The sequence below is a fragment of the Achromobacter sp. CF-sbj1-Ac2-l genome (assembly GCF_052698165.1).
This window is the reverse complement of sequence record NZ_CP199857.1, coordinates 37,272-63,247: the sequence shown is the minus strand read 5'-3', so window position 1 is coordinate 63,247 and position 25,976 is coordinate 37,272. Positions and strand designations below refer to the sequence as shown.

General features: G+C 59.3%; 27 protein-coding genes. 8 read left to right on the top strand and 19 right to left on the bottom strand.

Features of this window, described 5'->3' with window-relative positions; translation table 11 throughout:
* Nucleotides 1–159 precede the first annotated feature (159 nt).
* Nucleotides 160–1,200 (top strand): type IV pilus twitching motility protein PilT, encoded by a 1,041-nt coding sequence (locus ACUDCK_RS29655; RefSeq protein WP_421466311.1) that lies wholly within the window; start codon nt 160–162, stop codon nt 1,198–1,200.
* 282 nt (nt 1,201–1,482) lie between these two features.
* On the opposite strand, the gene ACUDCK_RS29650 is transcribed toward ACUDCK_RS29655, so the two are convergent.
* The 4 genes from ACUDCK_RS29650 to ACUDCK_RS29635 all read right to left on the bottom strand — a co-directional run bounded on the left by ACUDCK_RS29650 (nt 1,483) and on the right by ACUDCK_RS29635 (nt 3,153).
* Entirely contained in the window at nt 1,483–1,878 is a 396-nt protein-coding gene (locus tag ACUDCK_RS29650; protein WP_421466312.1) for a hypothetical protein, read from the bottom strand.
* Nucleotides 1,879–1,909: 31 nt separating this feature from the next.
* The gene (locus ACUDCK_RS29645) at nt 1,910–2,194 is read right to left on the bottom strand and encodes a hypothetical protein (protein ID WP_054444461.1); all 285 of its coding nucleotides are present in this window, start codon (nt 2,192–2,194) and stop codon (nt 1,910–1,912) included.
* Nucleotides 2,195–2,284: 90 nt separating this feature from the next.
* Entirely contained in the window at nt 2,285–2,467 is a 183-nt protein-coding gene (locus ACUDCK_RS29640; RefSeq protein WP_054444460.1) for a hypothetical protein, read from the bottom strand.
* A gap of 41 nt (nt 2,468–2,508) precedes the next feature.
* Nucleotides 2,509–3,153 carry a hypothetical protein gene (locus tag ACUDCK_RS29635; protein WP_421466313.1) on the bottom strand — a complete coding sequence of 215 codons (645 nt, stop codon included), beginning with the start codon at nt 3,151–3,153 and terminating at the stop codon, nt 2,509–2,511.
* 342 nt (nt 3,154–3,495) lie between these two features.
* On the opposite strand from ACUDCK_RS29635, the gene ACUDCK_RS29630 reads away from it, so the two are divergent.
* The 4 genes from ACUDCK_RS29630 to ACUDCK_RS29615 all read left to right on the top strand — a co-directional run bounded on the left by ACUDCK_RS29630 (nt 3,496) and on the right by ACUDCK_RS29615 (nt 5,846).
* Nucleotides 3,496–3,831 carry a hypothetical protein gene (locus ACUDCK_RS29630; RefSeq protein WP_054444458.1) on the top strand — a complete coding sequence of 112 codons (336 nt, stop codon included), beginning with the start codon at nt 3,496–3,498 and terminating at the stop codon, nt 3,829–3,831.
* A gap of 1 nt (nt 3,832) precedes the next feature.
* Entirely contained in the window at nt 3,833–4,699 is an 867-nt protein-coding gene (locus ACUDCK_RS29625) for a hypothetical protein (protein WP_445659372.1), read from the top strand.
* A 190-nt stretch (nt 4,700–4,889) separates the two neighbouring features.
* On the top strand, nt 4,890–5,297 hold the full coding sequence (locus ACUDCK_RS29620) for a hypothetical protein (RefSeq protein ID WP_207384696.1): 408 nt from the start codon (nt 4,890–4,892) through the stop codon (nt 5,295–5,297).
* A gap of 12 nt (nt 5,298–5,309) precedes the next feature.
* Complete coding sequence (locus ACUDCK_RS29615) at nt 5,310–5,846, top strand: hypothetical protein (RefSeq protein ID WP_445659371.1); 537 nt, start codon at nt 5,310–5,312, stop codon at nt 5,844–5,846.
* Here the strand turns inward: ACUDCK_RS29615 and ACUDCK_RS29610 are convergent.
* Nucleotides 5,843–7,495 carry a DNA topoisomerase gene (locus ACUDCK_RS29610; RefSeq protein WP_242609794.1) on the bottom strand — a complete coding sequence of 551 codons (1,653 nt, stop codon included), beginning with the start codon at nt 7,493–7,495 and terminating at the stop codon, nt 5,843–5,845. The genes ACUDCK_RS29615 and ACUDCK_RS29610 overlap by 4 nt on opposite strands.
* 182 nt (nt 7,496–7,677) lie before the next feature.
* Nucleotides 7,678–8,304: a hypothetical protein gene (locus ACUDCK_RS29605; protein ID WP_054444455.1), complete on the bottom strand. Its 627-nt coding sequence runs from the start codon at nt 8,302–8,304 to the stop codon at nt 7,678–7,680.
* 123 nt (nt 8,305–8,427) lie between these two features.
* On the opposite strand from ACUDCK_RS29605, the gene ACUDCK_RS29600 reads away from it, so the two are divergent.
* Entirely contained in the window at nt 8,428–9,195 is a 768-nt protein-coding gene (locus tag ACUDCK_RS29600; RefSeq protein WP_445659370.1) for a hypothetical protein, read from the top strand.
* A gap of 430 nt (nt 9,196–9,625) precedes the next feature.
* On the opposite strand, the gene ACUDCK_RS29595 is transcribed toward ACUDCK_RS29600, so the two are convergent.
* The 13 genes from ACUDCK_RS29595 to ACUDCK_RS29535 all read right to left on the bottom strand — a co-directional run bounded on the left by ACUDCK_RS29595 (nt 9,626) and on the right by ACUDCK_RS29535 (nt 24,165).
* Nucleotides 9,626–10,096 carry a hypothetical protein gene (locus ACUDCK_RS29595; RefSeq protein ID WP_445659369.1) on the bottom strand — a complete coding sequence of 157 codons (471 nt, stop codon included), beginning with the start codon at nt 10,094–10,096 and terminating at the stop codon, nt 9,626–9,628.
* A gap of 730 nt (nt 10,097–10,826) precedes the next feature.
* Nucleotides 10,827–12,056 carry a tyrosine-type recombinase/integrase gene (locus tag ACUDCK_RS29590; RefSeq protein ID WP_082387901.1) on the bottom strand — a complete coding sequence of 410 codons (1,230 nt, stop codon included), beginning with the start codon at nt 12,054–12,056 and terminating at the stop codon, nt 10,827–10,829.
* A 26-nt stretch (nt 12,057–12,082) separates the two neighbouring features.
* On the bottom strand, nt 12,083–12,319 hold the full coding sequence (locus ACUDCK_RS29585; protein ID WP_082387902.1) for a helix-turn-helix domain-containing protein: 237 nt from the start codon (nt 12,317–12,319) through the stop codon (nt 12,083–12,085).
* Between the two features lie 264 nt (nt 12,320–12,583).
* Nucleotides 12,584–13,159 (bottom strand): hypothetical protein, encoded by a 576-nt coding sequence (locus ACUDCK_RS29580; RefSeq protein WP_054444465.1) that lies wholly within the window; start codon nt 13,157–13,159, stop codon nt 12,584–12,586.
* A gap of 10 nt (nt 13,160–13,169) precedes the next feature.
* Nucleotides 13,170–13,700: a hypothetical protein gene (locus ACUDCK_RS29575; RefSeq protein WP_054444466.1), complete on the bottom strand. Its 531-nt coding sequence runs from the start codon at nt 13,698–13,700 to the stop codon at nt 13,170–13,172.
* 11 nt (nt 13,701–13,711) lie between these two features.
* Entirely contained in the window at nt 13,712–15,022 is a 1,311-nt protein-coding gene (locus ACUDCK_RS29570) for a hypothetical protein (RefSeq protein ID WP_131728559.1), read from the bottom strand.
* A 1-nt stretch (nt 15,023) separates the two neighbouring features.
* A complete protein-coding gene (locus tag ACUDCK_RS29565) occupies nt 15,024–16,079 on the bottom strand; it encodes a type II secretion system F family protein (RefSeq protein ID WP_445659368.1) in 1,056 nt (351 codons plus the stop codon).
* Nucleotides 16,080–16,137: 58 nt separating this feature from the next.
* Nucleotides 16,138–18,069, bottom strand: coding sequence for an ATPase, T2SS/T4P/T4SS family (locus ACUDCK_RS29560; RefSeq protein ID WP_054444469.1), 1,932 nt, complete (start codon nt 18,067–18,069; stop codon nt 16,138–16,140).
* Between the two features lie 10 nt (nt 18,070–18,079).
* Nucleotides 18,080–18,889, bottom strand: coding sequence for a hypothetical protein (locus tag ACUDCK_RS29555; protein WP_054444470.1), 810 nt, complete (start codon nt 18,887–18,889; stop codon nt 18,080–18,082).
* Between the two features lie 6 nt (nt 18,890–18,895).
* Nucleotides 18,896–19,564 (bottom strand): type II secretion system protein, encoded by a 669-nt coding sequence (locus tag ACUDCK_RS29550; RefSeq protein WP_082387904.1) that lies wholly within the window; start codon nt 19,562–19,564, stop codon nt 18,896–18,898.
* Nucleotides 19,565–19,580: 16 nt separating this feature from the next.
* Nucleotides 19,581–20,642: a prepilin-type N-terminal cleavage/methylation domain-containing protein gene (locus ACUDCK_RS29545; RefSeq protein ID WP_445659385.1), complete on the bottom strand. Its 1,062-nt coding sequence runs from the start codon at nt 20,640–20,642 to the stop codon at nt 19,581–19,583.
* An 8-nt stretch (nt 20,643–20,650) separates the two neighbouring features.
* Nucleotides 20,651–22,510: a hypothetical protein gene (locus tag ACUDCK_RS29540; RefSeq protein WP_054444473.1), complete on the bottom strand. Its 1,860-nt coding sequence runs from the start codon at nt 22,508–22,510 to the stop codon at nt 20,651–20,653.
* A gap of 35 nt (nt 22,511–22,545) precedes the next feature.
* On the bottom strand, nt 22,546–24,165 hold the full coding sequence (locus ACUDCK_RS29535) for a TcpQ domain-containing protein (protein WP_445659384.1): 1,620 nt from the start codon (nt 24,163–24,165) through the stop codon (nt 22,546–22,548).
* Nucleotides 24,166–24,585: 420 nt separating this feature from the next.
* Between ACUDCK_RS29535 and ACUDCK_RS29530 the strand changes: the two genes are divergently transcribed.
* Nucleotides 24,586–24,936 (top strand): hypothetical protein, encoded by a 351-nt coding sequence (locus tag ACUDCK_RS29530; RefSeq protein WP_054444474.1) that lies wholly within the window; start codon nt 24,586–24,588, stop codon nt 24,934–24,936.
* Nucleotides 24,933–25,967 (top strand): P-type conjugative transfer ATPase TrbB, encoded by a 1,035-nt coding sequence (gene trbB, locus ACUDCK_RS29525; protein ID WP_082387906.1) that lies wholly within the window; start codon nt 24,933–24,935, stop codon nt 25,965–25,967. The genes ACUDCK_RS29530 and trbB overlap by 4 nt, the downstream gene beginning before the upstream one ends.
* Nucleotides 25,968–25,976 lie beyond the last annotated feature (9 nt).

The following is a 25,976-nucleotide window of genomic DNA, read 5'->3' as shown; positions in this document are numbered from 1 at the left end:
CGGAGTGAAAAATGCTCACACTCAACAGCACCACCATTCACCAACTGCTGCATTCCATTGGGAAGTACGGTCTTATGCCGAAGTTTTCGGGCGGCCTCTGACTTTTCACCAGTAAAAATATGCGCTGCATGGCATCAAACTAGGAATAATGCAAACATCATGTACATTGTCGAGCTACTTCAGCAAGCGGCAGCCGTTCGCGCTTCGGATCTGCATGTCAGTTCGGGACAGCCCGTGGCATTCCGTCGAACAAATGGAGATCTCGTATTCGATGAGGGGTATGCGCGCCCCGCAGACGAGCACCTGGCAGATCTGTTCTCGACAGTTCTATCCGCGCACGCTAAGGCGCGCTTTGAACGTGCCGGTAGATTGGATGCAGCAATTGAGCTGGCTGCAGGGCCCAGAGTCCGCCTACGGCTGTTCAAGCATGCTGGGGGGTGGGCCGCTGCCTGCAGGCTTCTACCAACGAAAATCCGGAGCCTTGGCAGCATTCAAGCGCCCGCCGTCATAGAGAATTCGCTGGCCGACCAAAGTGGCCTGATCATCGTGTCCGGCCCCACCGGCTCGGGGAAGTCGTCAACGCTGGCAGGCGCGATCGACTACATCAATCGAACGTTCCGTCGTCGAATTGTCACTGTCGAAGACCCGATCGAGTATCTCCATAAATCGATGCTCTCCCTAGTCACGCAGAAAGAGGTTCCCCGGGACGTTTTGACCTTCGAAGATGCCCTCATGGACTCCCTACGGGAGGACGCCAATGTCCTCATGATTGGTGAATTGCGCGACGCGCGGTCCTTGCGTGCAGCAATGACCGCGGCCGACACTGGGCTATTGGTCTTGGCCACCCTCCATGCACGCAATACGCCAAGCGCGGTGGGTCGGCTGATCGACGCCTTTCCGTCAGGTGAAAAGGATCTAGCGAGGTCCATGCTCGCCGACAGCTTGCGCCTATTCATCGCCCAAGCATTGGTCAAGACGGCCGACGGCAGCGAGCGCGTTGCGGCCTTCGAGACGCTGGCCAGCACACCAGCGGTTCGCAATCTGATCCGCACGGGGGACCTGGCGCAATTGCCTTCCGCAATCCAAACCGGAGGTTCTGCGGGAATGATGACGCTGCAGCAGTCGATTGAAGATCTCTTGCGCGGTGGAACTGTGGACCCGCAGGATGCTGAACGCATCCTGCGGGGAAGGCATGGCTAGCCCCTAAGTGTGGCCCGCCATGCCCTCATTGCGGCCCTACCTTGTAGCTTGGACCCACCACAGTCGTGCATCGGAAGTGCGCGCCAATCCAGGCCAGTGCCTGGTCGTCCGCCTCCTGCCGAGTAGGGAACAGGGCATTTAGCACTGTCCTGTATCCATTGTGGCCGAGGATGATGGCCTTGGCGCGATATGAGAGAGGCATGCTTGAATCCTCAAAGCCGTTGACCGAAGACGTTAGCCCGGTCGTGGATCAATAAGTGCCGACGAATTCCTGGCACCAGGTCAGACCTTTCGCGCGCCGTCCGGCGCGACAATTTGCCGGGCGATGTTCCGGTAGTCGTCCAGGGTGAGGCGCTCACCGGCGTTGGGATAGGCGAGGCGACGGGCCAGGTGCAACAACTGGTCGAGTTCCCGGCCTACACCGTAGGCGGCGGCGAAGGCCGTAGGATCGTCGTGACACTCGCTTAGGCCCCCTGAGGTAGTGACACCGACACCTTCATCATTCCAAAAAACAGTCGTGCGGGCGCAAGAGCGCGTAGCCGGCAGCACTAAGCTGGCGGCGCTAACGCCGATTTTGCTTAGGGCATCCATTGCGCTGGAGACGGCCTCGGCCTGCGCGACTCTCAGAACAAGTTCTTCCTGCGCGGACGCTACGGGGACCTGCTGTTTAGCTTGCATGTTGATTTCCCTTTTGGGGGTCGTTACTTCGTTAGTTGGACGCGACTGCGGCAATATGGCCGGCAAACACCACCGGATCGATCAAACCATCAGACAGCGCCTGTTCGAGCGCTAAGTCAGCGTTCGCGGCATGTCTGTGGTCAACAGTGATCGCGCCCGAGGTGATGTGACACACTGTGAAGGGCTGTTGTGCGGCCGTAGGTCTATCTACGCCGAGCGGCCGCTCGCACGCCTGCTTTGCGCCGCACGTAGTCGCGAATTCAGGGCTACTGGGAGCGCGCAACTTGGCCACGTTCGCGTCGAAAGTCCTTTCCATAAGGTTCTCCTTTGCCTCTTATGAGAGGCTGTCGAATGCCAGGTGACAATGCCTGCCCATGCCTCGCACGCGAGGCATGCACCGGCACTATCAGGCGCGCGAGACGCTAAACTCATCGTCCTCGAAGATCGCCCACGTCCCGTTTCCACGACGATCACCCACTTCGCCATAGGCGGACAGCGCTGCCGCCCGAGCCAACTCGGCGTTCGATGCAGTGACTTTGCCGATGTAGCCTAAGCCTGCGACGTGCACGGCCCATTGCATTTGCTTCATGGTCATTCCTGTGTTCGATCCAAAATTGCAGCGCATAGCGCCTACGCAACCAGGTCGCCGAAGGCTTCGGCCAGTGCATTTGCGTTGGCCAGGTGGCCGTCGAGAACGGTGCTGTAATCGGCAATCACGTCCCAGCCGTCATTTCCATGGACCAGGCTGATCTCGCCGGCGTAGGCGGGTTTGCTGCCTGCACGCAAGCGCCGAACGACTAAGGCCTCCTCGTCGGTCGACATAATCGCGGCCATGATCGTGGCCAGGTCACGAGAGTCCGCCACGACCGTTTCTTCCCCGTCGAAAACGCTGATTGCGTAAGCGGGGCCGTCTTCGCACCGCATCGCGAGGAGATCCAGAATGGCGCGACGGATTACCGCGCGCTCTATGAGCTGACGCATACAAATGCGGTCGCTGATGTCAGCCAAGTAGGGCTGCGCAAAGTAGACGGCATCGTCGGCAAGAGCGAACTCACGCGATTTCGCCTGGCGCTGAATTCCGGCCAGCGCCTCGGCAGGCTTGAGGTACACGGTGACCGCAGCGGTCGCCGGCGACGCGCAGTCGAGCCACAGCGCGTTGAGGGCCATCTCGTTGGCACGCACAGCGGCTTGCGCAGCCGGCCGCTCGGCGCCGAGCTGCTCGATGAGCTGAGTCACTTCCTCTTCCCACTCTTTAGGGTCACTGGTCTGGTTCATGGTGCATCTCCGTAAGGGTTGATTTGCCTCGCTTCGGGAGGCGTTCTGCGGTTGAGTCAACAGCGCATGACCGTTACTTTAATCGTTATTTTTATAACGGTCAAATATTTGTTGCGTGCCTAGCCAACCGTAGAGGGGTCGCCGGAACACCACCGGGCCACTGACACATTCGCGCACAGATCAGAAGGTGGGCACCGTAGCAGGGGCTCATAAGGAAAGGTGTTCGCGAGTCCCGGTGTTGACCTACAAAAACAATCAGCACTTGCTCGTTATAAAAATAACGATTAAAGTAACGCTAATGGTTGACGCCAATTAAGGGCACCAACGACAGGAGCGCTAGGAATGGCAAATATCAAATATTTCAGTGACGTCGACGGCCAGACCGTCGAACTGCAGGGCAGGGGTGTGCACGGTATGTCCAACGCCGACTTTGCAGCGAAGTTCCCAGGTGTGAAGGGCCTGCGCTACGACGGTTTCATGAAGCTGGTTGCCTATCCGCTTTCCGCCACTGGCGAGCCGCTTCCTGTCACGCGAATGATCGAATACAAGGCGTTCCCGTCCCGCCATGACTGCAACGCAAAATGCCTCAACGGCAAGCACAACGGTACCTGCGAATGCAAGTGCGGCGGTCGCAATCACGGCGCCGGCCTTTTCACTTCACTTTCCAAAGGGGCATGACATGAAGGACAAAACCGCCGCCACGGCCTCGACAACAACCAATCGCCCGAACCGCGTCAGTGTGCTGGGCCCGGCCGTAATTGCTATTGACGATTGGATGATCTGGGCGCGGGACCCCCAGGGCCGAATTGTGGAGACCTGCGCCGAAATGTGGCCTGAAAGGTTGTCCGAAGCCCGCGACCCGTCCGACATGGGAACGAACGAGTACCGTGCTGCCGTGCTCCGCATCCTGCGCACGAAGCGCCCGCAATGGCGCGACACCATGGCTTCCGCAAAAGACCAGGAACACCGCGACATGATTCTGCGCGACCTGGCGACCTTGGAAGCCGAACAGGCCGAGTTTATCGCTGCCAATGAAGCGCAGGCCGTAAACATCCAAGCGATTGCCGACGAAGCGATGACCGCCAACCACAACCATAGCGCCGACGAGCTTCTGCGCGACCTCGATGATGGCGAGATCGCCGATGGCATCCTCGAGGATTGGCCCGGCACCGAACTCCCGGTGCGAGCTGATGTGGTCGCCGCCGTCGCCGTCTTCCGCGCCCGACATAAGGCAGCAGCCAGTGCCGATCGAATCCTCACGAAGGCCCAAGCCTGCGCGGTGCACCGCGCTTTTCTTGCACTAGATGGCCTTGGCCTCGACCACGCCGGCGAGTTTGTACTGGGGGAGTGGGTGCACGTTCGCCGCCTGCGTCTGTGCAGCGTCGTTCGAATCGCAGATTATGCTGATGGCCGCAATGAGCATCACAACAGCCTGAGTGACTTCGCAACCGCCTACGGCTTGATCGCGGTCACCGCCGAGGCTCGAGGCGTGCCGGATGTATCAACGGCGATCGTGAAGCACGCGGATCCCGAGCCGCACGGTTAATACCTTGGCGATAGCGCTGCGCGCGGTAGTGTTGCTGTCGTCCACCGATCCCATATCGAGCCAGGCCGGGCGGCTTTCGCCGCGGCCCCCTGCTCATCGCTAGCCTCGCAGCCGGCGGAGAGGGGCACTCCGACGCCCTAAGCCAAACTGGTGTTAACTTCACCCCTTGCAAGTTCATGAGGCACTAGACATGAAAGAACAATTGTGGACTGTGGTCCGATTTCCAGACGGTAGCTGGAGCTTTGGCGGCAAACCTGAAGATCCATCTTACGAACTTTGCGAAAAGTGGCGCGTCCTGGCCTCCTCTGGCCAACACGCTGTAAAGCTCGCCCAAGGTCGGCGCCGGCGAAGGCTTCAGGCTAGGCTCGTCGAAATCTACGAAACTTTGTGTCCGGACGATCTGCTAAACCAGGACGACCCGCGCCGCGGCGCGATCATTGCTGAAATGCAAAGGGTGGTAGAGGCAGCCACGGACGAGGAGGCTATCCAAGTTATCGAGTGGTGGCGCACTTGGCCGAACCCGCACCATGAGAGCCCGAACCAGTTCGTTCAATCGGCACGCGCCCTCTTCAGGGAAGTTCAATCGCCAGCAAATTGAGCGATGCGAGTTATGGAGCCCGACCTCGGCGTCGCGTTGTCGCTGAACCCTCCGGTCCTGGCAATGGACCAACCGCACCCGAATAAAACACCGACTTTTACCAGGCCGAGTATGGCAAGACCTTCAATACTTCCCCTTCCTCAAGACGTTGAACAGCGCATCGCTGCTGGCCTGGCGCGAATTGATGCCCCCAGCCCGGGGAACAACCGTGATTACCTGCGGCAGTTCATTGAGCTCATACACCAAGTCACTGGCTCGGTGTATGGCGCAAGCACGTACCTTCAGCTACTCAAGCAATTTGCACCGCAACGACGTCCCTCCGCGACCACGGTCCATGAAGAGGTACGCGCATACAAGACAAAGTCCGCGTCACCGAGGAAGGATGTCCAGCATGATTTCTCCGTCCAGTTCGCGGCGCTGCAACAGGAGATGGCTGTTCTCAAGCAGCGCCAAGACCGAATGGACGTTGACCGCGAACTGCTCCGAAATGCCGTAAGTAAGCTTGAGCGGGTTGTAGCCGAGCTGACCACCAACGCAAAATCCGGCTAATGCGAGGACGTGTAATCACACGGTGGCTGGGACGTGAAACCGATGCATGCCCAAAAAGCCCCATGAGGTCCGTTGGTCAGGTCCATGCGACGGCCGCATTTCGGGCACGGGCGCTGTTCTCGCGTTTTTCCTAACGGCGTGGCAGGGCCGGCTTCAAACGTCTCAAGCTCGCTCAGTAGCGTGGACCGAAAATCCTCGATGACATTGCAAAGCTGGCGGCGCCCTTGGGCAACGCCTTGTACGGCCGCCTCCAGCATCCTCAAATAGGGCACGGCTGCAAAGGAGAACGACCCGCACAGCCGACCATAGATGGCACGGCCCTGGTCGGTGGGCGTGACAGTGCCTCGGACTTCCTCAATGTGGCCACGCGCGCTCATCAACCGCATGACGTTGTATGCGGCGTCCGCACGACCGACATCCAGTTCTTCCAGCTCGGCGGCCAAGTCGGCCGCCGAGTACAGTCCTGGAGGAAGACCGCGGTCTGAAGCAACGGCGCGAACTCTGTCCGGAGTAACGTAGGCCCCTTTTGGATAGTCAGGAAGAGGTGGGCTTTCCCCGAAATGCGGAGGGGCGTCATCAGCCTCTACCACGCCTAGCGTGTCGATCGACGCAAGAAACCCCGGACTTTGTAGTTGGCAAGCCCTGGCCCAGTACCGCCGTCCATCGGCGTCAGCCAGAGTCAGCTCTTGCATCGAATAGGCGGCCGGAGCCAATTGGGACAGCACCGCGCGCGCCCAGATTAGGGAATACAGTCGTTGCTCGACCTCGGTCTTGCCGGCGTCCTCAATCTCGGCATTTGTCGGCCGTAGCCCTTCAATACCGGCCTCCGCGACTTGAGGCTCCGGAAAAGTGTGGCCCGCCTCGGGTAAAGGCAAGTCGAGCCGCCTCGCCACGGCCAAGATTGAGGCAAGCGCGTCGGAGTTGAACGAGCAAATGTAGGTCGATGGCTGCGTAATTTGGCCGGCGAGATACAACGCATCGAGGCCTGCCAGGATCTCCTCGGGTCTATAGGCCCAAAGGCGGCACGCGAGCACCAACGTTGATGAGATGGTGAGTGGAGGAGGGGGCATTCGCGCAATCACACGCGAAACGCTTCGTACCACTCGAAAGGAACCGCCGCTCACCCTCTGGATCTCGCGCGACGGATCTTCGATCCGGCCAACAGTGCGACAACTGGCGACGAAGTCTGGAAAGTGCAGGTCGATAGTAGCCACGGCCGAACGTCGTTCGGAGTGAGCGCGCTCTCGTGCGAGCAGCAGCCCGAGTATCGCCGCCTGCAAGCGCCCGGTAGATACACCTTTCCGTCCTAGTTTGGCTGCAAGGGGCCTACTCACAGTGAATCCAATAAGCCGATCTATAGCTCGACGCGCCTGGTAGGATTTCGCAAGGCAATAATTCAACGGCGTACTGCAACCTAACGTGGCTCGCAATTTGGCGGGCTCGAGGCTGACCAAATGAATGCGTCGATAGTGCTTCAGGCGCAAGCGGGAAACCAGATGAATTGCAAGGCATTCACCAGCGCTGGACGACTCCGTAGCAAGGTAAACGGTCTTGCCTGCCGGGACCAACGGCCGAATTCGCCTCAGAGCACTGCGGCCGGTCTCAGTAAGATGAAATCGAGGAGTGGCCGTGTCTGAGTCAATTCCCATTTCGTCAGCGGGCAGGTCACATATCTGGCCGCCGGTCGCGCACACTTCGAAATCGGAACCCAAGACTTGGCGTAGTCGGTCCGCGATTGCAACCGAGTCGACGATGACGAGTGGAGATTGTGCTTGCGGCATGGTGTCAATTTTCACCGGTGAAAATCCGGGTGGGTTGGACGACGGTAGAGTTATTCCAGGCAGCGACGAAGGGCACCTTGGCTGGGTATTGCATAGACCCCGCATGCACTCAGCGCCTTGTAGCTGTTCTTCACAATGAGGGCCAGTACGCCCTTCGTGGAAACGTCCTCACACGTCTTTTCACTCTCGCCAGTCGAGTACGCCGCAAGGAAGGCATTCGCCAGGGCCAGGTGACCAAGCAACGGACGGACCTGCTTGTCCGCACCCCCGGCAAAATGCCCACAAATGAAGCCCGCCGTTTGAGAATACGCGTTCAGCTCATCGACCACATTGCGAAGCGTCGCCTCGGGATTTCTCAAAAGATAGTTCTCATAGATCAGCCCGATCTGCGCCTTCTCAACATCCGATAGAGGCAGGTCGCGGCCGGATAAGGGAGGCCAGTACGTCGGTTCATACCCCTCGTAGCCTTGCCCATCGATCCAAAACGCGCCCGTTCTCGCTGATTCGATGTGGATCATCTCGTGGACAAGCACACCCAGTTGCTCGTGCGCTTCGCTGAATCCTTGCTGTAACACGTACCGTTGCAAGGCGGGCAACACGTCGCGGCTTCTATCGTATAGGGCGACCAGGGCGGGGGAGTAGGCCTCCATCTGCTCGCGTGCTGCGGCGAGCTCCACGCCTGATGCAGCGACACTAGCGCGCCACGAAAGCGCTACCAGGAACAATCCTAGGTTTCTGATGGTTCTTAACATTCTATGTACTATGGTTTGGAACGCATATAATGAATATTGCAATATTTCATGCAAGGTATGCAAATGAAGAACCTCGCTTTTGCTCTCCTAGTTGGCTTCGTTGGCCTCAATACGCCAGCCAGCGCCGCCGAAGTGTGGTGGCACCAGGTACCCGCAAATGCCGCCCAAGACAACGGCAACGTGACTTTGCTCGACGCAAATGGCAACCCCGTGAACATGGTGGTGAATCCTACTGCAGCAGCAGTGAAGGCCAACCGCGCTGCTGCCACACAACCGCCAACCGTCGTAGTGCAGGCGACGACCGGCTATTGGAAGGACCCTGTGGCAGCGGTCGCCAACCTTCCCCCAGCCGGCAATGCAACTGGCGATGTGCGTATGGTCATGTCGACCGCCAAACCCTACATGTGGAACGGGTCCAAGTGGGTTGAGCAGTCTAGCGACTACTCCGGCACCATCGCCGCGGGGAATGTGCTGATAAAGAACGTGGCCACGGAGGGCTCATCATGCTCCCCAAATGGTCTGGTCGCGGCGACAACGACCGGACTGCTACTTTCTTGCCAATCCGGTATTTGGAGAGCACAGTCCTCCACACCCATCAAAACTTGGTATTCCGCCGATTCCTCTGGCAGCGGCAACACCGTTAGCATGGGCAATCGCAAATACTGCGCCCTGACTTATTCCTGGTACGCCTGGAAGGAGCAAGCGGGGGGCTGCTATGTGTTTCAGTCAGGTCTGACCTATTACCTGAGGGCCCAGGGCGATCCGGCCGTTGCTGGTGGGACAGGGATCTCGTGCCAGGCTGCATGTTTTGACTGACGACAGTCCGATTCTTCAATCGGAGCATGCCGCGACGTCGAGGTACTCCCTGGTGCCGTCTGCGTAGACTAGCTGAAGAACGCCGCAGCGGACGCGTACAACCGTTACTACGGGCCCGTGGGGCCCAGCGTTTGGGTAGCCTGGCCCTTGTGGGCCTTGCGGCCCTTGAGGCCCCTGTGGCCCTTGTGGTCCCTGGTATCCATTGAAATTAATCTGCGACAGCCAAAGTCCGACGGATCGGATGTAGGCATCGTTGATATTGATGCTGCCGGCGCTAGATTGACCGACAGCGTTCCCCGCTCCACTGCCATCTAGGCCGACCAAAGACCAGTCGTTCTGCTGGATCTGGAGGCGTCCAGACATTGTGTCGCCCGATGCGCGGACGTATCTAGTCCAAATACCGGATTGGCAAGGTGATGCCGCCTGCGAGCTAGCGGATGACACTCACCGAATAGCTTGCTGTCCAGTCGCTGACGGCACGGGCAGCCGCGCAAATCCGTAAGAGATGACTTCCAGCCGCAAGGGTGTCGGAGGCCGAGGACGATACGCTAAAGCCGCCGTTGTCGGACTGCGCGATGTCGTAATTGGACGCGAGCACGCGCCCGTCGATCGCGACCAGCGCGGCGAGCTGAGACAGGCGAGATTGCTCAGCAGTGCCGGCCGTTTGAATATTGAACAGCACTACCCCGGTTGCCTCGAGTACCTCCTGATAGTCCTTGCAGAAATAGTGCAACCCGTCCCCAGGATTGTGCCCATAGTCCCGCAGAACGGATGAGACGGGGCCAGCTTGCGAATCCTTGCCGGTGACGCTGAGGCTGACCTTTCTCCAGACACCGGATTGGCAAGGCGCAAACAAGCCGGCGCAGGCATCGGCCTTTTTGCTTTTCGGCCTCCAGGTCAAATAGCTGGATCAAGTCTGCCCCGCTTTTCAGCAGGCTCCGGGCGACGCAGGCGTTGTTCGGCATTCCATGCCTCAATGACGGCTTTCAGAACCTTCGCACGATCTTCCCTCAACCTCATGTCACCCCGGGGAAAGATCTCTGGGCCCCGATGCTTGCATGCCTCACAAATCACATATGCAACACCTGGGTGCAGCTCAGTAGCCAGCCCCTCAGCATCGATATCATGTTCGCCACATTTGTGACACGGCTCTAAGGCTAACTTTTGTTCGTTCATCCTGTGTTCCTACTACGATTGGCCTCCAATTATCCATCAGTGCCTGCCTATAGCGGATAACAGGCCGCCGGCTAGCGCGGCGCCTGCAACCTCCCGGCAACTGCGCTTATTTGAAAGCCAGCGCTACAACGAAGGCGCCGAAAAAGAGGGAATGTCAGTGGCCGCGGCGTCACCGTGCTGACAATGGGGCCAGGCCGCCGTCTCGATGTTGCCCTTGCGCAATTTGCGCCCGCGGCGTCCCCGCGGACCTCAAGTGGCACTTGGTGTAGACGGCGGCATTGCCAAGACCAGGGCGAGCTGCAGGCGCGGCGCTACCCAGCGGCCTAGGACGCATCAGTAGCCCTAACGACAGTGCGGGGTGCCCCTGCCAGATCGACCAGCATTGCAGCAGAAAGAGAGCACGTCGGATGGACACGCCCGGCCCTGCTCTGCTGCGATCTGCGACAAAAAAAGTATCAGTGACTTTCCGTCGCCAGCGCGGTTTGCTCCGTCTGCGGCGCCAAGGGATCAACCATCACCAGCGAATGCCGGTCGACGGGCTGCAAATACTGATCCGGCTCTGGAACCCTGGCACCATCACGCATCAGCGTGCAAAGCAATCGAAGCAGTGCACTCTGCGCTAGCTGCAGAGCATGAACCCGTGTTTGACCGGATACGGAGAGCGGCGGACTGAAATCAGGGAAGGAAACCGATACCCCGGAGCCTGCCCGGCAATCGACAACAGCAGGGTAGGGAAGCAACAGATTTAGAACAGCCTGCTTGGACCGACTACGCTGCCCGTCGAGCTTGCGAACTAGGCGCGTAGCGCGAAGATGCGTATAGCGCTTCAACATGCTCAAGGACTTGTGGCCAGAGATCGCCGCAATTTCCAACATGTCGAGGGTGCCGCGTTCAAACAACCGCGATATCGCCTCATGTCGTAAATCGTGAAAATGCAGATCCTCGATTCCCAATCGGCTCAGCATGTAGCGCCACGTCGACTTGATCCCTGCCGGCGTATAGTGAAACACCCGGCCCGACTGCTTTACCCCAAGACGAGTAAATGCCTCAACCGCGTCTGTCGTCAGAGGTACGTCTCGCGGGCTCCCGTTCTTGGTTTCCGGTAGGTGCACGATACGGCTACGAAGATTGACGTGTTGCCACTCCAGATTGAGGATCTCACCCTGACGCATGCAAGTTTCCAGGGCGAGCACCACGATAGAAAACAGCTCCGCGTTTGCGCTGGAAAAAGCGTACCGCTGAATCTGGCGGTCTTCGCGGGGCGTGAGCCGTCGCGCGCGGCCAGGCGGAACCTTGGGCTTGCGCACATCGCGGCAAGGATTCGTGCCCGAGCAAAACCCCCATTCGATCCGGGCGACTTCAAATATGTTGGATAGAAGAGATAGCTCTAGGCGGACGGTGGCTGGCGAAATCGGTGTTAGCGTCTTGGGGTTCAACTGTGCCAGCCGAGCGTCCCGGTAGGAAGCGATGTCCACGCTCGTGACCTCATCCATCACCAACGCGCCGAGGTCCGAGCGCTGGAGCTGTTGAAGACGAAAAGCCTCCTGAGCAAACCCCTTTTTCAAGATGCTGACGCGTACACGGTAGACGTCGATTGCGCGCGCAAGAGTGGGGCGAGAGTTCGGGCGCGGGAGTGCCGGTGGGCCGACGAAGTCGGCATTGAGTTCAGAATGTGCTTCGAGCACGCGAAGTCCTTTCTCGCGCGGTCACGCTATTCCGACTGGTTCAACTCTTCCTCAATCAGGCGGGCAAGCTCAACAATACCCACATTCATGGTCCGCAGGAGCGCAGCGATAGTGTTAAAAGTCGGCGAACGACGGCCGACTTCGATCAGCGAAATACCATTACGGTCTAGCCCAGCCTGATAGGCTAGGGTCTCGATCGTAAGGTTCCGCTCCTCTCTAAGTCGGCGTAGGGCCTTTCCGAGTGCCGCGTTGTGGTTGGTCAATGGGCTGGTGCCGTGAAAAAGCTCCCATTTTCTGTGTGAAGCGCGGGCTCTTCATCCGCTAATTAGCAGCACAGTCCAAGAAGATGGCGCCTATAAACCATGCACAATGTGAAAATTCCGCTAATGGAGCGTTTGCATGTTCCGTGACGAGCGCCTCTCCACGGCCCAATCCTTATATGCGTTTGCACCCTGCAGCGGTGGGGAAATAGGAAAGGCCCGCGATGTGCGGGCCTGTTACGACGTGCTCAAGGGTTGCTGCGGCGACTACTGGGCAATAGTGACCACGATGCTGCGGGAACCGTTGGGCTCTCGGATCGTTATGCCGGCCGGTGCGACCGTCGTCAAGCGAGGCACCACCATTTTCTTCTGCTCGGCATCGGCGGGATATTCCAAGCTTGGAATTGGATCTCCGACGGCAATGAACATCCCATTGATCACCGCGCCGACACCTGGCGCCAGGCCGTCAAGCCGCACATTCTTAGCCTTCGACTGGTTCAGCGCTGCAAAATAGTCAACCGGCTCCTGTGCTTTGGCCTTCCCATCGACCTTGGCGGCGCGCGCAGCTCGGCCAAACAACTGGTCAAGTGTTTGCGGAACCGGGGGAGTATCGGCTGCCCCCTTACCTTGCGACTGGTCCTGGGTCTGAGGCGTGGCGAGAAGAGGATAGAGTTGCTTCAAGCTGTCGAGTTGAGCGGGGCGCGCCGGGGGAGTTCCCCCCGTGACCGTCATGTGCGCGACGACCGTCGTGTGCAGAAGCTGGTTCGCCTGATAGGCGACGAGGCAGCCGAGGACGCCAAGCAGCGCAACAGCGTTTTGCGGGGATATTGCAGTTTTCTTCATCAGCACGCCTTCAATTGGGCTTAAGTAGGAGACACGTGTTGGCCAACGTCATGCTGGGCACGGGGCCGTTCTGGATGGTGACCTGCGTAAAGCTCAAATCTTTGCGGACCGCCAGCGATTCGAGGGCCATGAAGAGCGTTGGATAATCGATCGCAGTAGCAGTCAGCCCTGAATTGCCCCCCCCGTTCTGCACGCACAAGCTGTAAATCCCCAGCTTCTGGCCACCATACTCGACCGGATTGATCGTACCCGTGGTCGAAAACAATTGCGCCGGCACGTCCAAGCCCAACCCCTCGGTTCCCAAAAGCTGGAGCACGGCGTGCAAATCCTTGGGGGTCTGCGTCGGATACGCACTATCCCATGCCGCCTCTACCGGTCGGAGCGCCTTGTACTGCACGGTCCAAGCTTGGAGCGCATCGGTCGCCGCGCGCTGCGCGGCCGCCCGCGACTGAACCAGGGCGAACGTATCGGTGCCACCGGAATACACTATCAGACAAAAGACGCCGGAGCTGAGCCATCGCCAAGTCTTGCTTTGCATCATGGGATGCCTCCTTACTGGTTAAGGTGCTGGCCTCGGAGGTCAGCCGACGCTTCGATAGTGATCAACAACACTTTTCCACTGGCGGAAGTTTGTTCCACCAAGCCGACAGGCGACGCCGCGACACGCAGCAGTAGGCCCGTCGCGTTGGCCAGTTCTCGTAACGGCCCTTGCGCCTGGTCAAGCGGGTTGCGGACATCTTCCCGAGGGACGCTGATGGTCACCTGCAGGTCCGGCAGCGGCTGCCCGTTGGCCGCAGAGTAGGCTGCAGTGCTAGCCGACGCTCTACCTTTCGTCGGCGCGTTGATCTGGAGGCGTTGAATCTGCCATGTGGGGTGAGAGGCGATAGTGCTGAAAAGGCCCGCAAGTGGCGCAATCCTAGCCTGCATAGGGGCAGGGGACGCTAACCAATCCTGACGTGCTCGCAACACCTCGAGAGACTCTGCGTTACGAGGCCCTGCGCTGGCGAGTTCCTCGTATCTGGCCCGCGCGTGCGAGTATTTGGCCCACTCAATGGCCGTCGGGACGAGGTAAGCCATCAACGCCAGTGACGCAACAAGCCACGGGCCGTAGCGATGCCGAGCGGGCTCCCGCCGAGCCAGCGGCACTCTTGATACGCGCTGGAACGGCGTAGAACCGATATGAATTAGCTTCTCCGACCGCGGTGCCGGCAGGGGATCCGTCCAGTAGAGCTTCGTGTCGCCGTCCACCGCGATATTGCTAAGGAGAGCATTGATCTCCGTTTGATATCTGGTGTCGTCGACCCGCAGCACTCGTTCCTGAATGTCGACCAGTTCACCATTCGTGAAGCGGTACCAGTGCAAATAGGTGCAATTGCTACCCCGATAACCATTGAACACAATGGCGCGGCCCTTCGTTCGCTTACCGTAGCGAAGAACGCCGTCGACCGCAAACGCGACGCGGGCATCACGTCTCTTCACAACGAGATCGTTGTGCACCCACAAGTGCATCAATCGAGGGTTGCGGACCTTGAACCAAGGTGTCACTACGCGCGGCACCAGCGCGGTGAAGGCGGGCCCCGGAGAGGAGTTCTGAAGAGAAGCAAACACCAGCTCGCCCGTGATTACAGCGCGATCTGGCATGAAGGCACCGGGCTGCTGCAGGCCCGCGATGTCTCCAATGAAGTCCGGTGCGTGTGAGGAGCGCTTCGGCGCAAAACTCTGGCGCGTTGGCGCGTGACCACCGTCAACACTGTCCAGAGGCACGTCGCCTGCGGTGAAGGTGCGCCGGTCTGACAAACCTCGCTTAGACCGCCAGGAAATCCTGCGCACCAAAGGAACAGCTCGAAGGAGGGCTGCTTTCATATCAACGAATCGCATTGGAAATAAGGTCCGAAATCTGCGTGAAGTAGAGGCCCATCGGTGACACTGCGATCACAGCGGCAGCGATGCTGGCAACGTTATTGCCGTAGGTCAGGAAGCGCTTGATCTGATCCATTCCTAGTTTGATGAGCGGCTTGGCAGCGTGCTCAAAATGGCTGCTCCCGTTGCCCGTGCTTTCTGTGAGGCGGAACGCGTTGCAGACCAGTACGGGCAAACGATGCCGCGGGTCCGCTTCATCAATTCGATCGAGATCCAAAGCATGTCTATAGCCCATCCGCGCGTTCTCCCGCACGGTAGTAATCGAGGGCACCATGTACGGCAACAGCAACGGCTCTGACATACGCAACGCGTCCTGCAGCGGGATGCCGCAGTCTTGCATCAGGCTGATGTACCGGGCCCACAGACCGAAGTAGAGGGACCGAACCGCACTTGCTAAGGCTGGTATGTCGTCAAGCTTGGCTAATATCGACGAGGTCACGTCAGGCCGCCTCACCACGCGAAAGACGGCAACGCCGGCCACGCAAAGGGCCGCCACTATGACAACCGAATTGCCGTTGAGGAAATCGCGCACGGAACTCGAGAGCTGCATCATCGCGCTTGGCTTGCGAAATCCGTCGCCGAAGGTAAGTGCGGGAATTACCGCCAAAAGCATGAAAAGGTTGACGCCAAGTCCCGCAGCGATCATCGCGAGCGGATACAACAGCTTGCGCATTAGGTTCCGAATCTCAAGCTGCAGCTCGGCGGTTTGCGCAAGTCCCTCAAGGACCTGCGGCAGCTTCCCCGCATGTTCCGCAATGGCCACGGGCGTCGCGTACATGGCCGGCCAGTACGTAAAGAGAAAGCTGGAGAGCGCTTTGCCTTCCCTCACATGCGAGCTTGCGGTCAGCCAGAAGGTCGCACGGGTGCGTTGGAGCCTGGCAAGCTCGGATAGAGCCTGGTCCAGGCTCAGTGTTGCTGCGAGTGCCGCGAGCGACATGGCCGCCAGGTTAATCTCCAGCAGGCTAAAAGGTTTGTCGAGTTGTTCGTCCGTGTTGGTCATTGACGTTGCGATGCTCGGTAAAATTTTCGCGATTTGACGCCGCCTTCGACGTCGCGCCTTAGATGAACAGGTCCGATATCTGCGACTCGCCGAGCAAAATTCTCTCCAGCGCTGCATCGAACAGGCTGCGATCGCGGAATTTAACGAGTTCGCTGTACCTGAACGTCCGTCGCTCGAACATGCGATGCAGGAGATCTTTGACTTCCCGCGTCATCGAAAGGACTTCATTGATCGGCACCACGCCCACGTAGCCTGTGTGATCGCACTTCTTACATCCCTCCGGATTGGCGGCGTAGGTGCTGCCCAGTAACGCGGTGTACTGGGCCTCGGTGGGCTGCGCCAGGCCATGCTTGCGGCAGTAGTCTTCAATCTGCACATGCTGCTTGCTGAAGATCTTCGGGTCCAACGGCTTCCGGCAGTCAGGACATATATGAGAGATCAATCGTTGTGCCACGACGAGGTTGAGGGCTTCGATCATGTCGTGCTCGTTCACAACGGCAGCTTCAGCGTTATCAATCACCGGATTGTTGATGTAGGCTCGCAGGGTGGGGATGGCCATGATTGAATCGCCAGCATGTATCGTCGATAGCATGAGAGAGCCCGTTCCACTGCCCCGCACCGCAGCGGCAGCCGAAGAGCGGCTCCGGATTTCACCGACATAAACCGTGTCCGGATCCTGCCGCAGCAGAGCCGCCGTCATGAGGTCGTAGCCGTTTCGCGCGGTCACGGCATGCTGGAGCACGTCAGGGATGTTCCGCTCCTTTGGATGTTCGATGGAAAGACGGTTACGGCTCTTCCCGAACATTTCGTATTCAAGTGTCAGTGCACCAGCGATAGTCGTGCTCTTGCCGGAGTTGGTCGGCCCCGCCAGCAATATGAGGCCTTTGGTCTCGCGAAGCCCACCCTCGATCGCTTTGATAACGCTGGTCTTGATCTTCATCTGGTCGAGCTGCACCCGAGTGGTTTTGCGAGGGATGAGTCGGATTGAGATCGACTCCGGTGCTATATCTAGGCCAGCCGAATCCATCGGAGTAAACGCGAGCCGCAGGAATACCTCGGCTTCTTGGGAGCGATAGATTAAGTTCCCGTCAGCCGGCGCCAGCAGACGCCCCTCGGCGGTCGCCTGGTCGTCGGTGTACTTAGCCTGGCTAATCCGGTGCAGAAATTGGGCAAGTTCGTTGCCTTGGTCCGGCGAAAACGGGCGAACGACCGGAATATCGAACATGTGAGCAGCTCGCCGATAGCGCGCGATCACGATACCGTCCGCCTGCGGTTGCAGCGCGATATTGCTTGACTGCTTTTCGTGTGCAAAGTCGAGCATGCGCACGAACATTCGCTGCAAGTCTGTAGTCGCCTTTTCAGGAGTGAATACGTTGGTCTGGCTGTTGAGATCGTTCGCGACGATGTCACCGCCGTCGAGGTTCGCCAGCCGATAAATCTCTGCCCGCTGCCCTAAGGCAAGAATTGGACCCGCATGGTGGAGCCCGTACAAGGCGTTGTTGGCGCGCATGTCGCGCGCCATCTGCTCGAATTCCTTCAAGCGCCCGTTGTCGGTGAAGACCAGGCATGGACGCCCGCTCGGCGTGTCGATGAGAACTGACTCGTGCCCGCACGCATCGCGGACTGCGGCTTCGGCCATCATGGCGCTAGGCGATTCGGGCAGGGTCGTGTAGTAGGGACGCCGTTCCGTCAGTGCCACTATCCGTTGGATGCTGGGGCGTAGATTGCTGATCTTGTCTGACAGATACTCGAGAGTCAACACATTCGCTGGCTTGCTGTCCATCAGCACGTCCACCTGCCTCTGGGTGGCGAATTCCAACTGAACGACGTAGTCACCAGCGCGCAACCCGGGATTAGCGACAATCTGCGATGCTACGTCAGCGAGATCTCGAGGCGCTGTCGTGGGGTCCGGATAGCCCCATTCGTCGAGAAGCGCCGCCAACGACGACTGGACATCCTGAATGCGCGAGGCCGCGTCTTGCTGGGTCATGATTCGAATCCTATTGGGCAAACAGACGCGCGCGCGCGTCGAGCTGGCTTGCCACGGGCACCTCTTTGCCTGTGGCGTCCTTTATGGTCGAGGTCGTCAATATTGCGACGTAGTCCTCAGTCAAATAGTTGTAAACACGAGGCGTTCCCCAAACCGAGAACAAATCGGCGCAGTCCAGAGGCACACCAGCCCATATGTAGGAGCCCGCGCAGATACCCGCGGTGCCGCCGAAACCGACAAGCGCGGCCAACGTGGCAGACGTGCCAGCGGGCTTTGGGAATGCCTGGCGGTTGTCGACTACTTGTGAATATGCGCGTGCGAACTTCTGAAGGATTCGCCGTTGCGCAAGCTTTTCTAGGGAGATCTCGTTTGCGTAATCATTGCGGCTGTCGTAGAGCCACCAGTAGCTGCGCTTCCTCCCGCACCAAGGGCCCGGGGAAGAGAACGGCGCGTTGCCGCAATCGTTATCCGCGAGGTACGTCGCGGTGTCGGTGGCATCCCGCGGCAATTGCGAAAACACCACCGCGCGGCGGAACTGCCACACACCGTCAGTCATGATCGGGCTGACCGCGTATCCCTGCCATGGCCTCCCAGCTTCCACGCGCAGTTCTTGATAACCCGAGCGACCGGCCGCCTCCTCCAGGGAGGCGGGCGGCACCCCGGAATCCATGATCTGGTTCTGAATTGCGCCAGCCACGAAGCGCGTGGCCATGGCACGGGCTTGCCCGTCGAGCGCTTGTGCGTGCCCGGCCGAGGTGGCGAACCCCGTGAGCACAAAAGTCAGGAAGGCGAATCCCACGCCAAGGAGGAGCAACGGCATGATCGGTCAGTAGAAGATGGTCATGGTGCGATTACCGCTTCCGCCTGCCGAGAACTGGATCTTCGGGTCAGTGGTATCCGCGCCTGCCGGCAGGGCGGTCGCGCTCATCGCACCAGGCGTGCTCGACAGGCGCTGATAGTTCGCCAACACCACCGCATCCGTGACGGGCGAGAATTGGACGGCGATGACGTTCCGGTTGTTGATGAAGGCATCGCTCAGGGTCACCGTCGAGCCGCCCAGCCGATAGTTGCCGGGCGAGCCCTGAATGGACTCGTGCATGGGTAGCGCATTCGTGTTCGCATAGCAGGCGGCGTACTGCGGATTTACGTTGCTGCCGTCGACCAGCAATTGCAAGGCACCCTCGGCCCCCGGGGTAGTCGGAACTGCCGACGTGGCCACCATATTGGCCGTCCCGCACGCTTGGTTGATGATGCGGAAGTTGTTAGCAAGGCCCTGCGCGATGTCTTGGTATGCAAGGCTTTTAACGTTGTCAGTGGATCCCAGCAACTTTGGGGCGAACATCCAGGCCAGAATCGCAAGGATTGCGACCACGGCCAAGATTTCGAGCAGCGTGAAGCCAGTCTGCTTCCGGCGATGCGCCCGCGCGAGCACGGCGGCAGGCACATAGCGCGGAAAGAGGTTGAGCATGCGATGTATGCGCTGAGGTTGTTTCATAGCTATCTCGATGTTTTCAGAAGGTCAAGACGACGTTGTTGGTAGGGTTTGAAGAATCCGGTGCGACCCCTGCTGACACGCTGGCGTTCAGACGCACAGCACCGTAGTGAGGAACTTTGTTGGGCCCGACGGCAGTTGGCTTATAGTCGCGGCAATACTGCAGAGGCCCGCCCCACTGAGTCTTCCCGTACCGGGCCTGGTCCATACCAATTTGGGCCAGAACGTTTACGGAAGGGCTGGAGAGGTCATACCAGCCGTCGTAACAACCCTGGTTTGTCGCAGGGTTCTGCCCAGCGAGACTCGTTGCGGCGGCGGGATACCAGTTCGTCGTGTCCGTGGCAGACGCAAGGCGTTGGCTTTCGCGGTAGTAGTTCTGGAAGTTGTCCCGCATCAGATCCACGTTGGTGACGGTCGTCTGCAGCATGGAGCGCTGGAGTTGCAAGGTGCTGAAAATCTGGACACCGTAGTCAGGAGGTGTGGGTGCCCAAGTTCCAACATTAGCGAGGGTTAGGGCGGTACTCGCACCGGGTATCCCAGCCACGCCAGTGCATGCGGCTGACGAGATCGGGCAGCGGGTGCTATACACCGCGCCAACTTGGTAGGCGAGCGTGACTAGGGGCCCGCTCCGGAAGTACAAGGGGACCTGCATCGAGATGTCGGGCGTTCTCTGATAGACCCGCGCGTTCTGCGCAGCGCTGCCGTCGCTGTTGATATCGCGCGGCAGCAGTCCGGATTGTGAGAATAGGCTGACCAGGTCGGAATCCGCTGGGTCCAGAACGGCGTTTCGCAGGCCCCCGCCGCTATGCGGCTCGGGCAATTGTCCAAGCAGCGACCGCGTCCGCGCGGCGTCAAGAAGCACCGCCGCGACGTTCTGGTTGCTCAGCGCCTGGCGTCCATCGGCGGCGCGCATTAGAGCGCTGTATCCGTCTCGCACCACGGGCGCCAATAGGTAGAGCAACCAACCCAGCAACGCGACGGATGCCAGGATCTCGATCAGCGTAAAACCGTCTTGGCGCGCGGGCCGCATAGCGCGGGTACTCAGTCGCTTGCGGCCGCAGTATTGTTGGCGTTGAGTCATATTGGTGCCTAGTTGCGTTTGGTGATACCCACGCGCAAGACCAGGTACATCGAGGTCTTGGATCCGCTGTTGTTCTCATTTCCGAATACAGCGCTCAACACGGGCACATCTTTAAGGCCAGGAATACCGCTGCCAAGGTCGTTGGTGTTCTCCTGGCTCAGGCCGCCCAGCAAAATCAAATCACCGTCGCGCAAGACCACTTCGGCGTTGTTCGTCTGCTTGTTGATAATGGGGATGCGCTGCGGGATCTGCACGACCTTCTCGCCGGCGGTAATGACTTGGTTGGAGGAGTCCCAGCCAACGACTTTCTTCAGCAGCATGGACACCTGGGCGCGCACGATCCCAGATGTGGAGTCGTAGCGCGGGTTAATGCGCAACCGCATTCCAGTGCTGTAGGGCACGAGAATGTTCTGGGTCGCTGTCGCGGCCGCGCCCGTGTTAGTGCCATAAGCGGCTTGCTGACTATTGATCGTGTAATGACCGGTTGTCCGGTAGTCGAACTCAGCGGGAGAGCCGCTCGTGGTGGAAACCGTCGGCTTCTGAATGGTGCGAGTATTCTCTTGCGTGTCCATGTACGCGTTGAAGATCTGCAACCCGTCCGCAGCAGAGGAAACGCCCAACAACGTTGTGGGCGTCGCCGCCAGGGAGGTCGACGGAACATTGACGCTGGGAATTTGGCCCCCGCCGCTCGGGAAGCTGATCGTTGCCCCGCCGAGGATGTTGTTGGTGACGACGGCGCCATAGCGGCCTTTCGCGAAGCGCGCGAAGCTCGCGATATCGAGACCACGCGTCGACCTCTTGCTCGTCGTGACCTCAACGACCTCCACGTCGAAAGTGATCTGGGTGTTGTACTTGGCCTGGATACTGTCCATGTAGGGGCTGATCTGCTTCATCAGCCAGCCGGGTGCCTGGATAGTGATCGCGCCCGTCTCCGGGTTCATCGAGGGCAAGCCAATGCGCGTAGCGGTGTAGAGCGAGTTGCCTCCGGCGCTCTGACCACCGCAAGTGGCCGCACCTCCACCGCCTACTTCGGCGCCCACACGCCCGCCAATCGCCATCCCCGGATTGATTCCCGGGACGATAGGGGCACCACCAGGGATCTGCGGCGCGGCGTTCAAATTGACACCGTTGTTGTTGGCCGCCGTTGGGATTAGGGTGGCGAGCCGGCTGCACAGCTCGTTGGAGAGGCTCTTCCAGAAATTATCCGTACTGGTGACGGTGTTCATGTTTTTGTTGCTCCCGTCGCCGTCGGAACCATTGCGCCGGCTCGCCGAGCCGGCGTTGGCGACGCCGCCCACCCCTGCGCCTGTAGGCGATCCATCCTCGTCATCGATGTCCGTTGTCGCCGAGCTGTAGCTGCTTGTACGGTTCCCGATGTTGATCGTCCATGTCTGCGAGCGCATGGGGATGATCTCCACGACCTTGGCCTGGCTGTCCAACTGATAGTCAAGGCCCATGGGGAGTAGGAGTGTCTTGAGCGCGGTCTCGCCATCCAGTTGAGTGACACCAAGCCCGCTGTAGAGATAGTTATCCAGCGGAAGCGACGTGGCGATATTGATGCCATGGGCACGCAGCACCTTGAGGATCTCCATGGCGCTGACAGCGTTTTTGGGCACGTAAGTGACCTTCTTAGCGCGAAGCCAGGCGTGTTGCTTGGCCTCTTGCTCGGCATCAGACAACCGCTTGAATTCCAATGGGACTTCTCCTGCGCGGACAATCTCCTCCTGCTTGCGCTGCTGCTCCTTCACATCGTCCAAGCCTTTGGTGGCTCCTTCATGGAACTCGCGCGCTTCCTTGTCGTAATTTGTGGCGCACGCCACCAGCAACGAGGATGCAGCGGCGGCGATGAAAATGCGGGGGATGGTCATGAGATTTTTCCGTTATTAAGATGCCGTAGAGCGGCCTATTGCGTGGCGTCGGACACGCGAATCTCCGGGGGATTTGCGTCGGGATAGACTTCGATATGCACAAGTGAAGCGACGGCCTGCCCAACCGACTTAACGACGTTCAGGAATTCGGTGGAGTAGGTCCGCGGCGTAACAACTTGGATGTAGTTCGAAGCGTTCCACTTCAACCTGTAGCCTGCTGTGTTGGCCCATGCTTCAAGGTTGTCGCGAAGTGTCTTTTGAGAATCCAGATGCCAAGTTGGCGGAGCCTGGATGGCCGTCCCGGCGACATTCCCGGCGGCCACGCTGCTTCCGTCCGACACAACACCAGCATGTCCGCCATCCAAGTCCGGCGCATCGCGGCTCAAGGGCGCAGTTTGAGCGGCCACGCCAGTGGCGAGGGTTCCCGGCGCGGCTCGGGGAAAGTCCGCCAATGCAACTTCACCTGCCAGGCGCAGGCCGGGATGCACCGTCAGTGCGGTCATCGATTCCACTGCTCGGCCTTCGGCGCTAGCGGACGGCCGGGTAGTCCTCGACACCTGCGGTCCCGTTTGTTCGTTGGTCGCCAATGGGATGTTTGGTATCTCCACGGATGCGACGGTGATAGGCAAAGAGACCGCTGCTGCCGCTGCAATTCCCTCCGGCACCGACGCCAATGCCTTTTCGCTAGACTGCTCGGTGCTGGCCGGGGACGAGAAGGCCGGCCCCGCAACGACGTATCGGGCCGTGCTGAAACCCTCCGGGCGTCGGGGTGCCTTCGGGATGCCGAAAAAATCTTCGACTGACTCAATCGATTGGGCGGATGCACTATCAAGCGCGATCGTCCGGGCAGGTGGCGCCGTTGGCTTCTCCCGCCGAGATGCCCCAGATGGCACCGGAGCCCGCGCGAACACCGCAGTGACGTCGTGCTGGCTGGTCTGGGCCAGTCTGAATGTGGACGCCGTAGCGGACTGGGCCTGCTCCACCTCGGTCTCCGTGCTCGAGTTGCGATAAGGCGCAGGCACGCTGCCGGATGCACGCACAATCGGTAGCGCTGCCGCGCCTGACAGTGGTTGGGCGGTCTGGTAACTGCGCTGAGAATGCGATTGCACCTGCTGCGGCTGAGGCCTCGCAACAGGCGGTACGGAGGGCAGGGCATCGGCATTTCGCCAATGCGGTGCAAGATCCGCTGGCCGCGAACCGACGACCGACGACTGAGCATGCTCGGGCCGGGCTTCGTTCGCTTCACTGTTGCGATGGCCTTGAGGTCCCAAGAAGTTCTGCATCAACATCAGGGCGGTTTGTGGCTCCAGTTTCCCGGACTGGCTGATGGCGATTATTCGGCTCGCAATTTCAACTTGCACGTCCGCACTGGACAGCGCCGAGGCAGCGCCGCCGGCGGATGCCGAACGAGCCGTCGATTCGACAGGGGTCTTGCTGCTTTCGAGGCTCGTCGAAGTGGTCGGCTGCAACGCCGGAGAGGGCGCGAGAAACACCCGGATATATGGCGCGGGAAGGTCATCTTCATAATCGGCCGTCACACCCAACGTAAATCTGCTTGGGTCGACGCCGGCGTCAATAAGTGCTTGCCGGGCCGTCGCAACTCGAGCAGATATCAAGGACGCTCCCATGGAACGGTCGCCCTTCACCACAATCACGTAACTCGCGTGCGTGCCCCCATGCCTTACAAATTCGCGCAGCCCGGTCTGCGCGTCACCAGTCAGTCGGCTACCCCGTGCTTGAAATGACAAGACGACGTTCGGGATAGGGGAGTACCTGGGCTCCAAAGTGCCAGCACGAGAGGCACCCTGGGCTTTTCCGCTACTGTCCTCGAGCGCTCGAAAGCCCGCTGTCGCCACATTCGGGCAACAAGCAATAATTATTGAAATCGCTATCGGACTCAGACGAGTTGGAGGAAACAACATTGAACACCGGCGGAAAGGGTGATTTTGCGTAGATTATGCAAGCTATATTGCACATTTGCAAGGATGCATAGATAATTGTAAAAATAGTTCGCCGGGTCCTTTTTCACTGGTGAAAATCTTGCAAGGCGCGAATCTTCCTCTTCCGACACAGACATGACCATTTCCGTTGAACAATTCATTGAGCAAACGCCCGCCAAACGTGGGCGACGCCGTTCGTCGAAGGTGTGGATGCACATGGAGGAGGTGACGGAACTAAAGCAGCGCGGCTACTCCTACGATCAAATCAAAGAATTCCTGGCCAAGAACGGCGTGGAAGTGAAGAGGTCCACGTTGATTTCCTTCGTGCGCCGAGCCGAGCAGCGAGCGCAGCGAGAGGCGGAGGAAAGGGCAATGGCGACCAGCGCGGGGGGAACGCCCACGGAGAGCGCAATCCCGGAAGCCAAGCAGGCGTCCACTGGCTTGCCGCTGCAGGGCAAGCGGCGATCGGCTCGGCAACAATCATGAACGCCCCACTCAGTGTCAGCGCCGCAGATGCGTTCGCTCTTGATGAAGGCCTATCGCCAGAAGAGCGCGTCAAACGAGAGCGATTGCTCGAGTCGGTTAAACGCAATCTCGGCAATGAGGTACTCGCCGCACTCCGCGATCCGCTGGTGTTCGAAGTCATGCTCACGGTGAACGGCACAGTTCTCACAGATTCGGTGAATCATGGCTTGCAGACGCTGTGCCATGGCGGCGTTCCCGTGCGTATACAGGCGTCGGCCGCACGCAACATGATGTGGACAGTTGCGCAACTCCTCGACACGACCGTCAGCGCCGAGAAGCCAATCCTGGAAGGCGAGTTTCCGCTGGGAGGAGAGCGGTTCGAGGGACTGCTGCCGCCAGTCGTTGAACGCCCGATATTCGCGATGCGCAAGCTTGCGGAAAAGATTTTTACGTTGGAGCACTATGTGCGCCAGGGAATCATCACCATGGCGCACATGGAGGTGATCCTTGACGCAGTTCGCCAGCGCAAAAACATCCTGGTGGTGGGGGGCACCGCATCGGGCAAGACCACACTGGTCAACGCCATTCTGCAAGCCATCGCAGTACACACTCCTGAACATCGCATCATCATCATCGAGGACACTCGCGAACTGCAGTGCAGGGCGCCATTTGTTGAATTTCTCAGAACGTCGCGCCACACCTCGATCCAGGATCTTTTGCGAGCCACCATGCGGCTGCGGCCTGACCGGATCATGGTCGGTGAAGTGCGCGGCTCCGAAGCTCTTTACCTTTTGAAGGCGTGGAACACAGGTCACCCAGGAGGGATGGGGACGATTCACGCAGACGGCGCGTTGGACGGCTTGTACCGCCTGGATGAGCTTATTCAAGAAGCCAGCGTTCCGTCGAAGCTCGCGCTGATCGGGCGCGCGGTCGACATTGTTCTGTACCTGGAAAAAGACCCGACTACGCCGGGCCGGCGCGTATTGAAGGAGGTGTTAGCTGTCAGTGGCTATGACAGCCTCAAAAATCAGTTCCTCGTAAAACCGCTCTGATATGGAGGA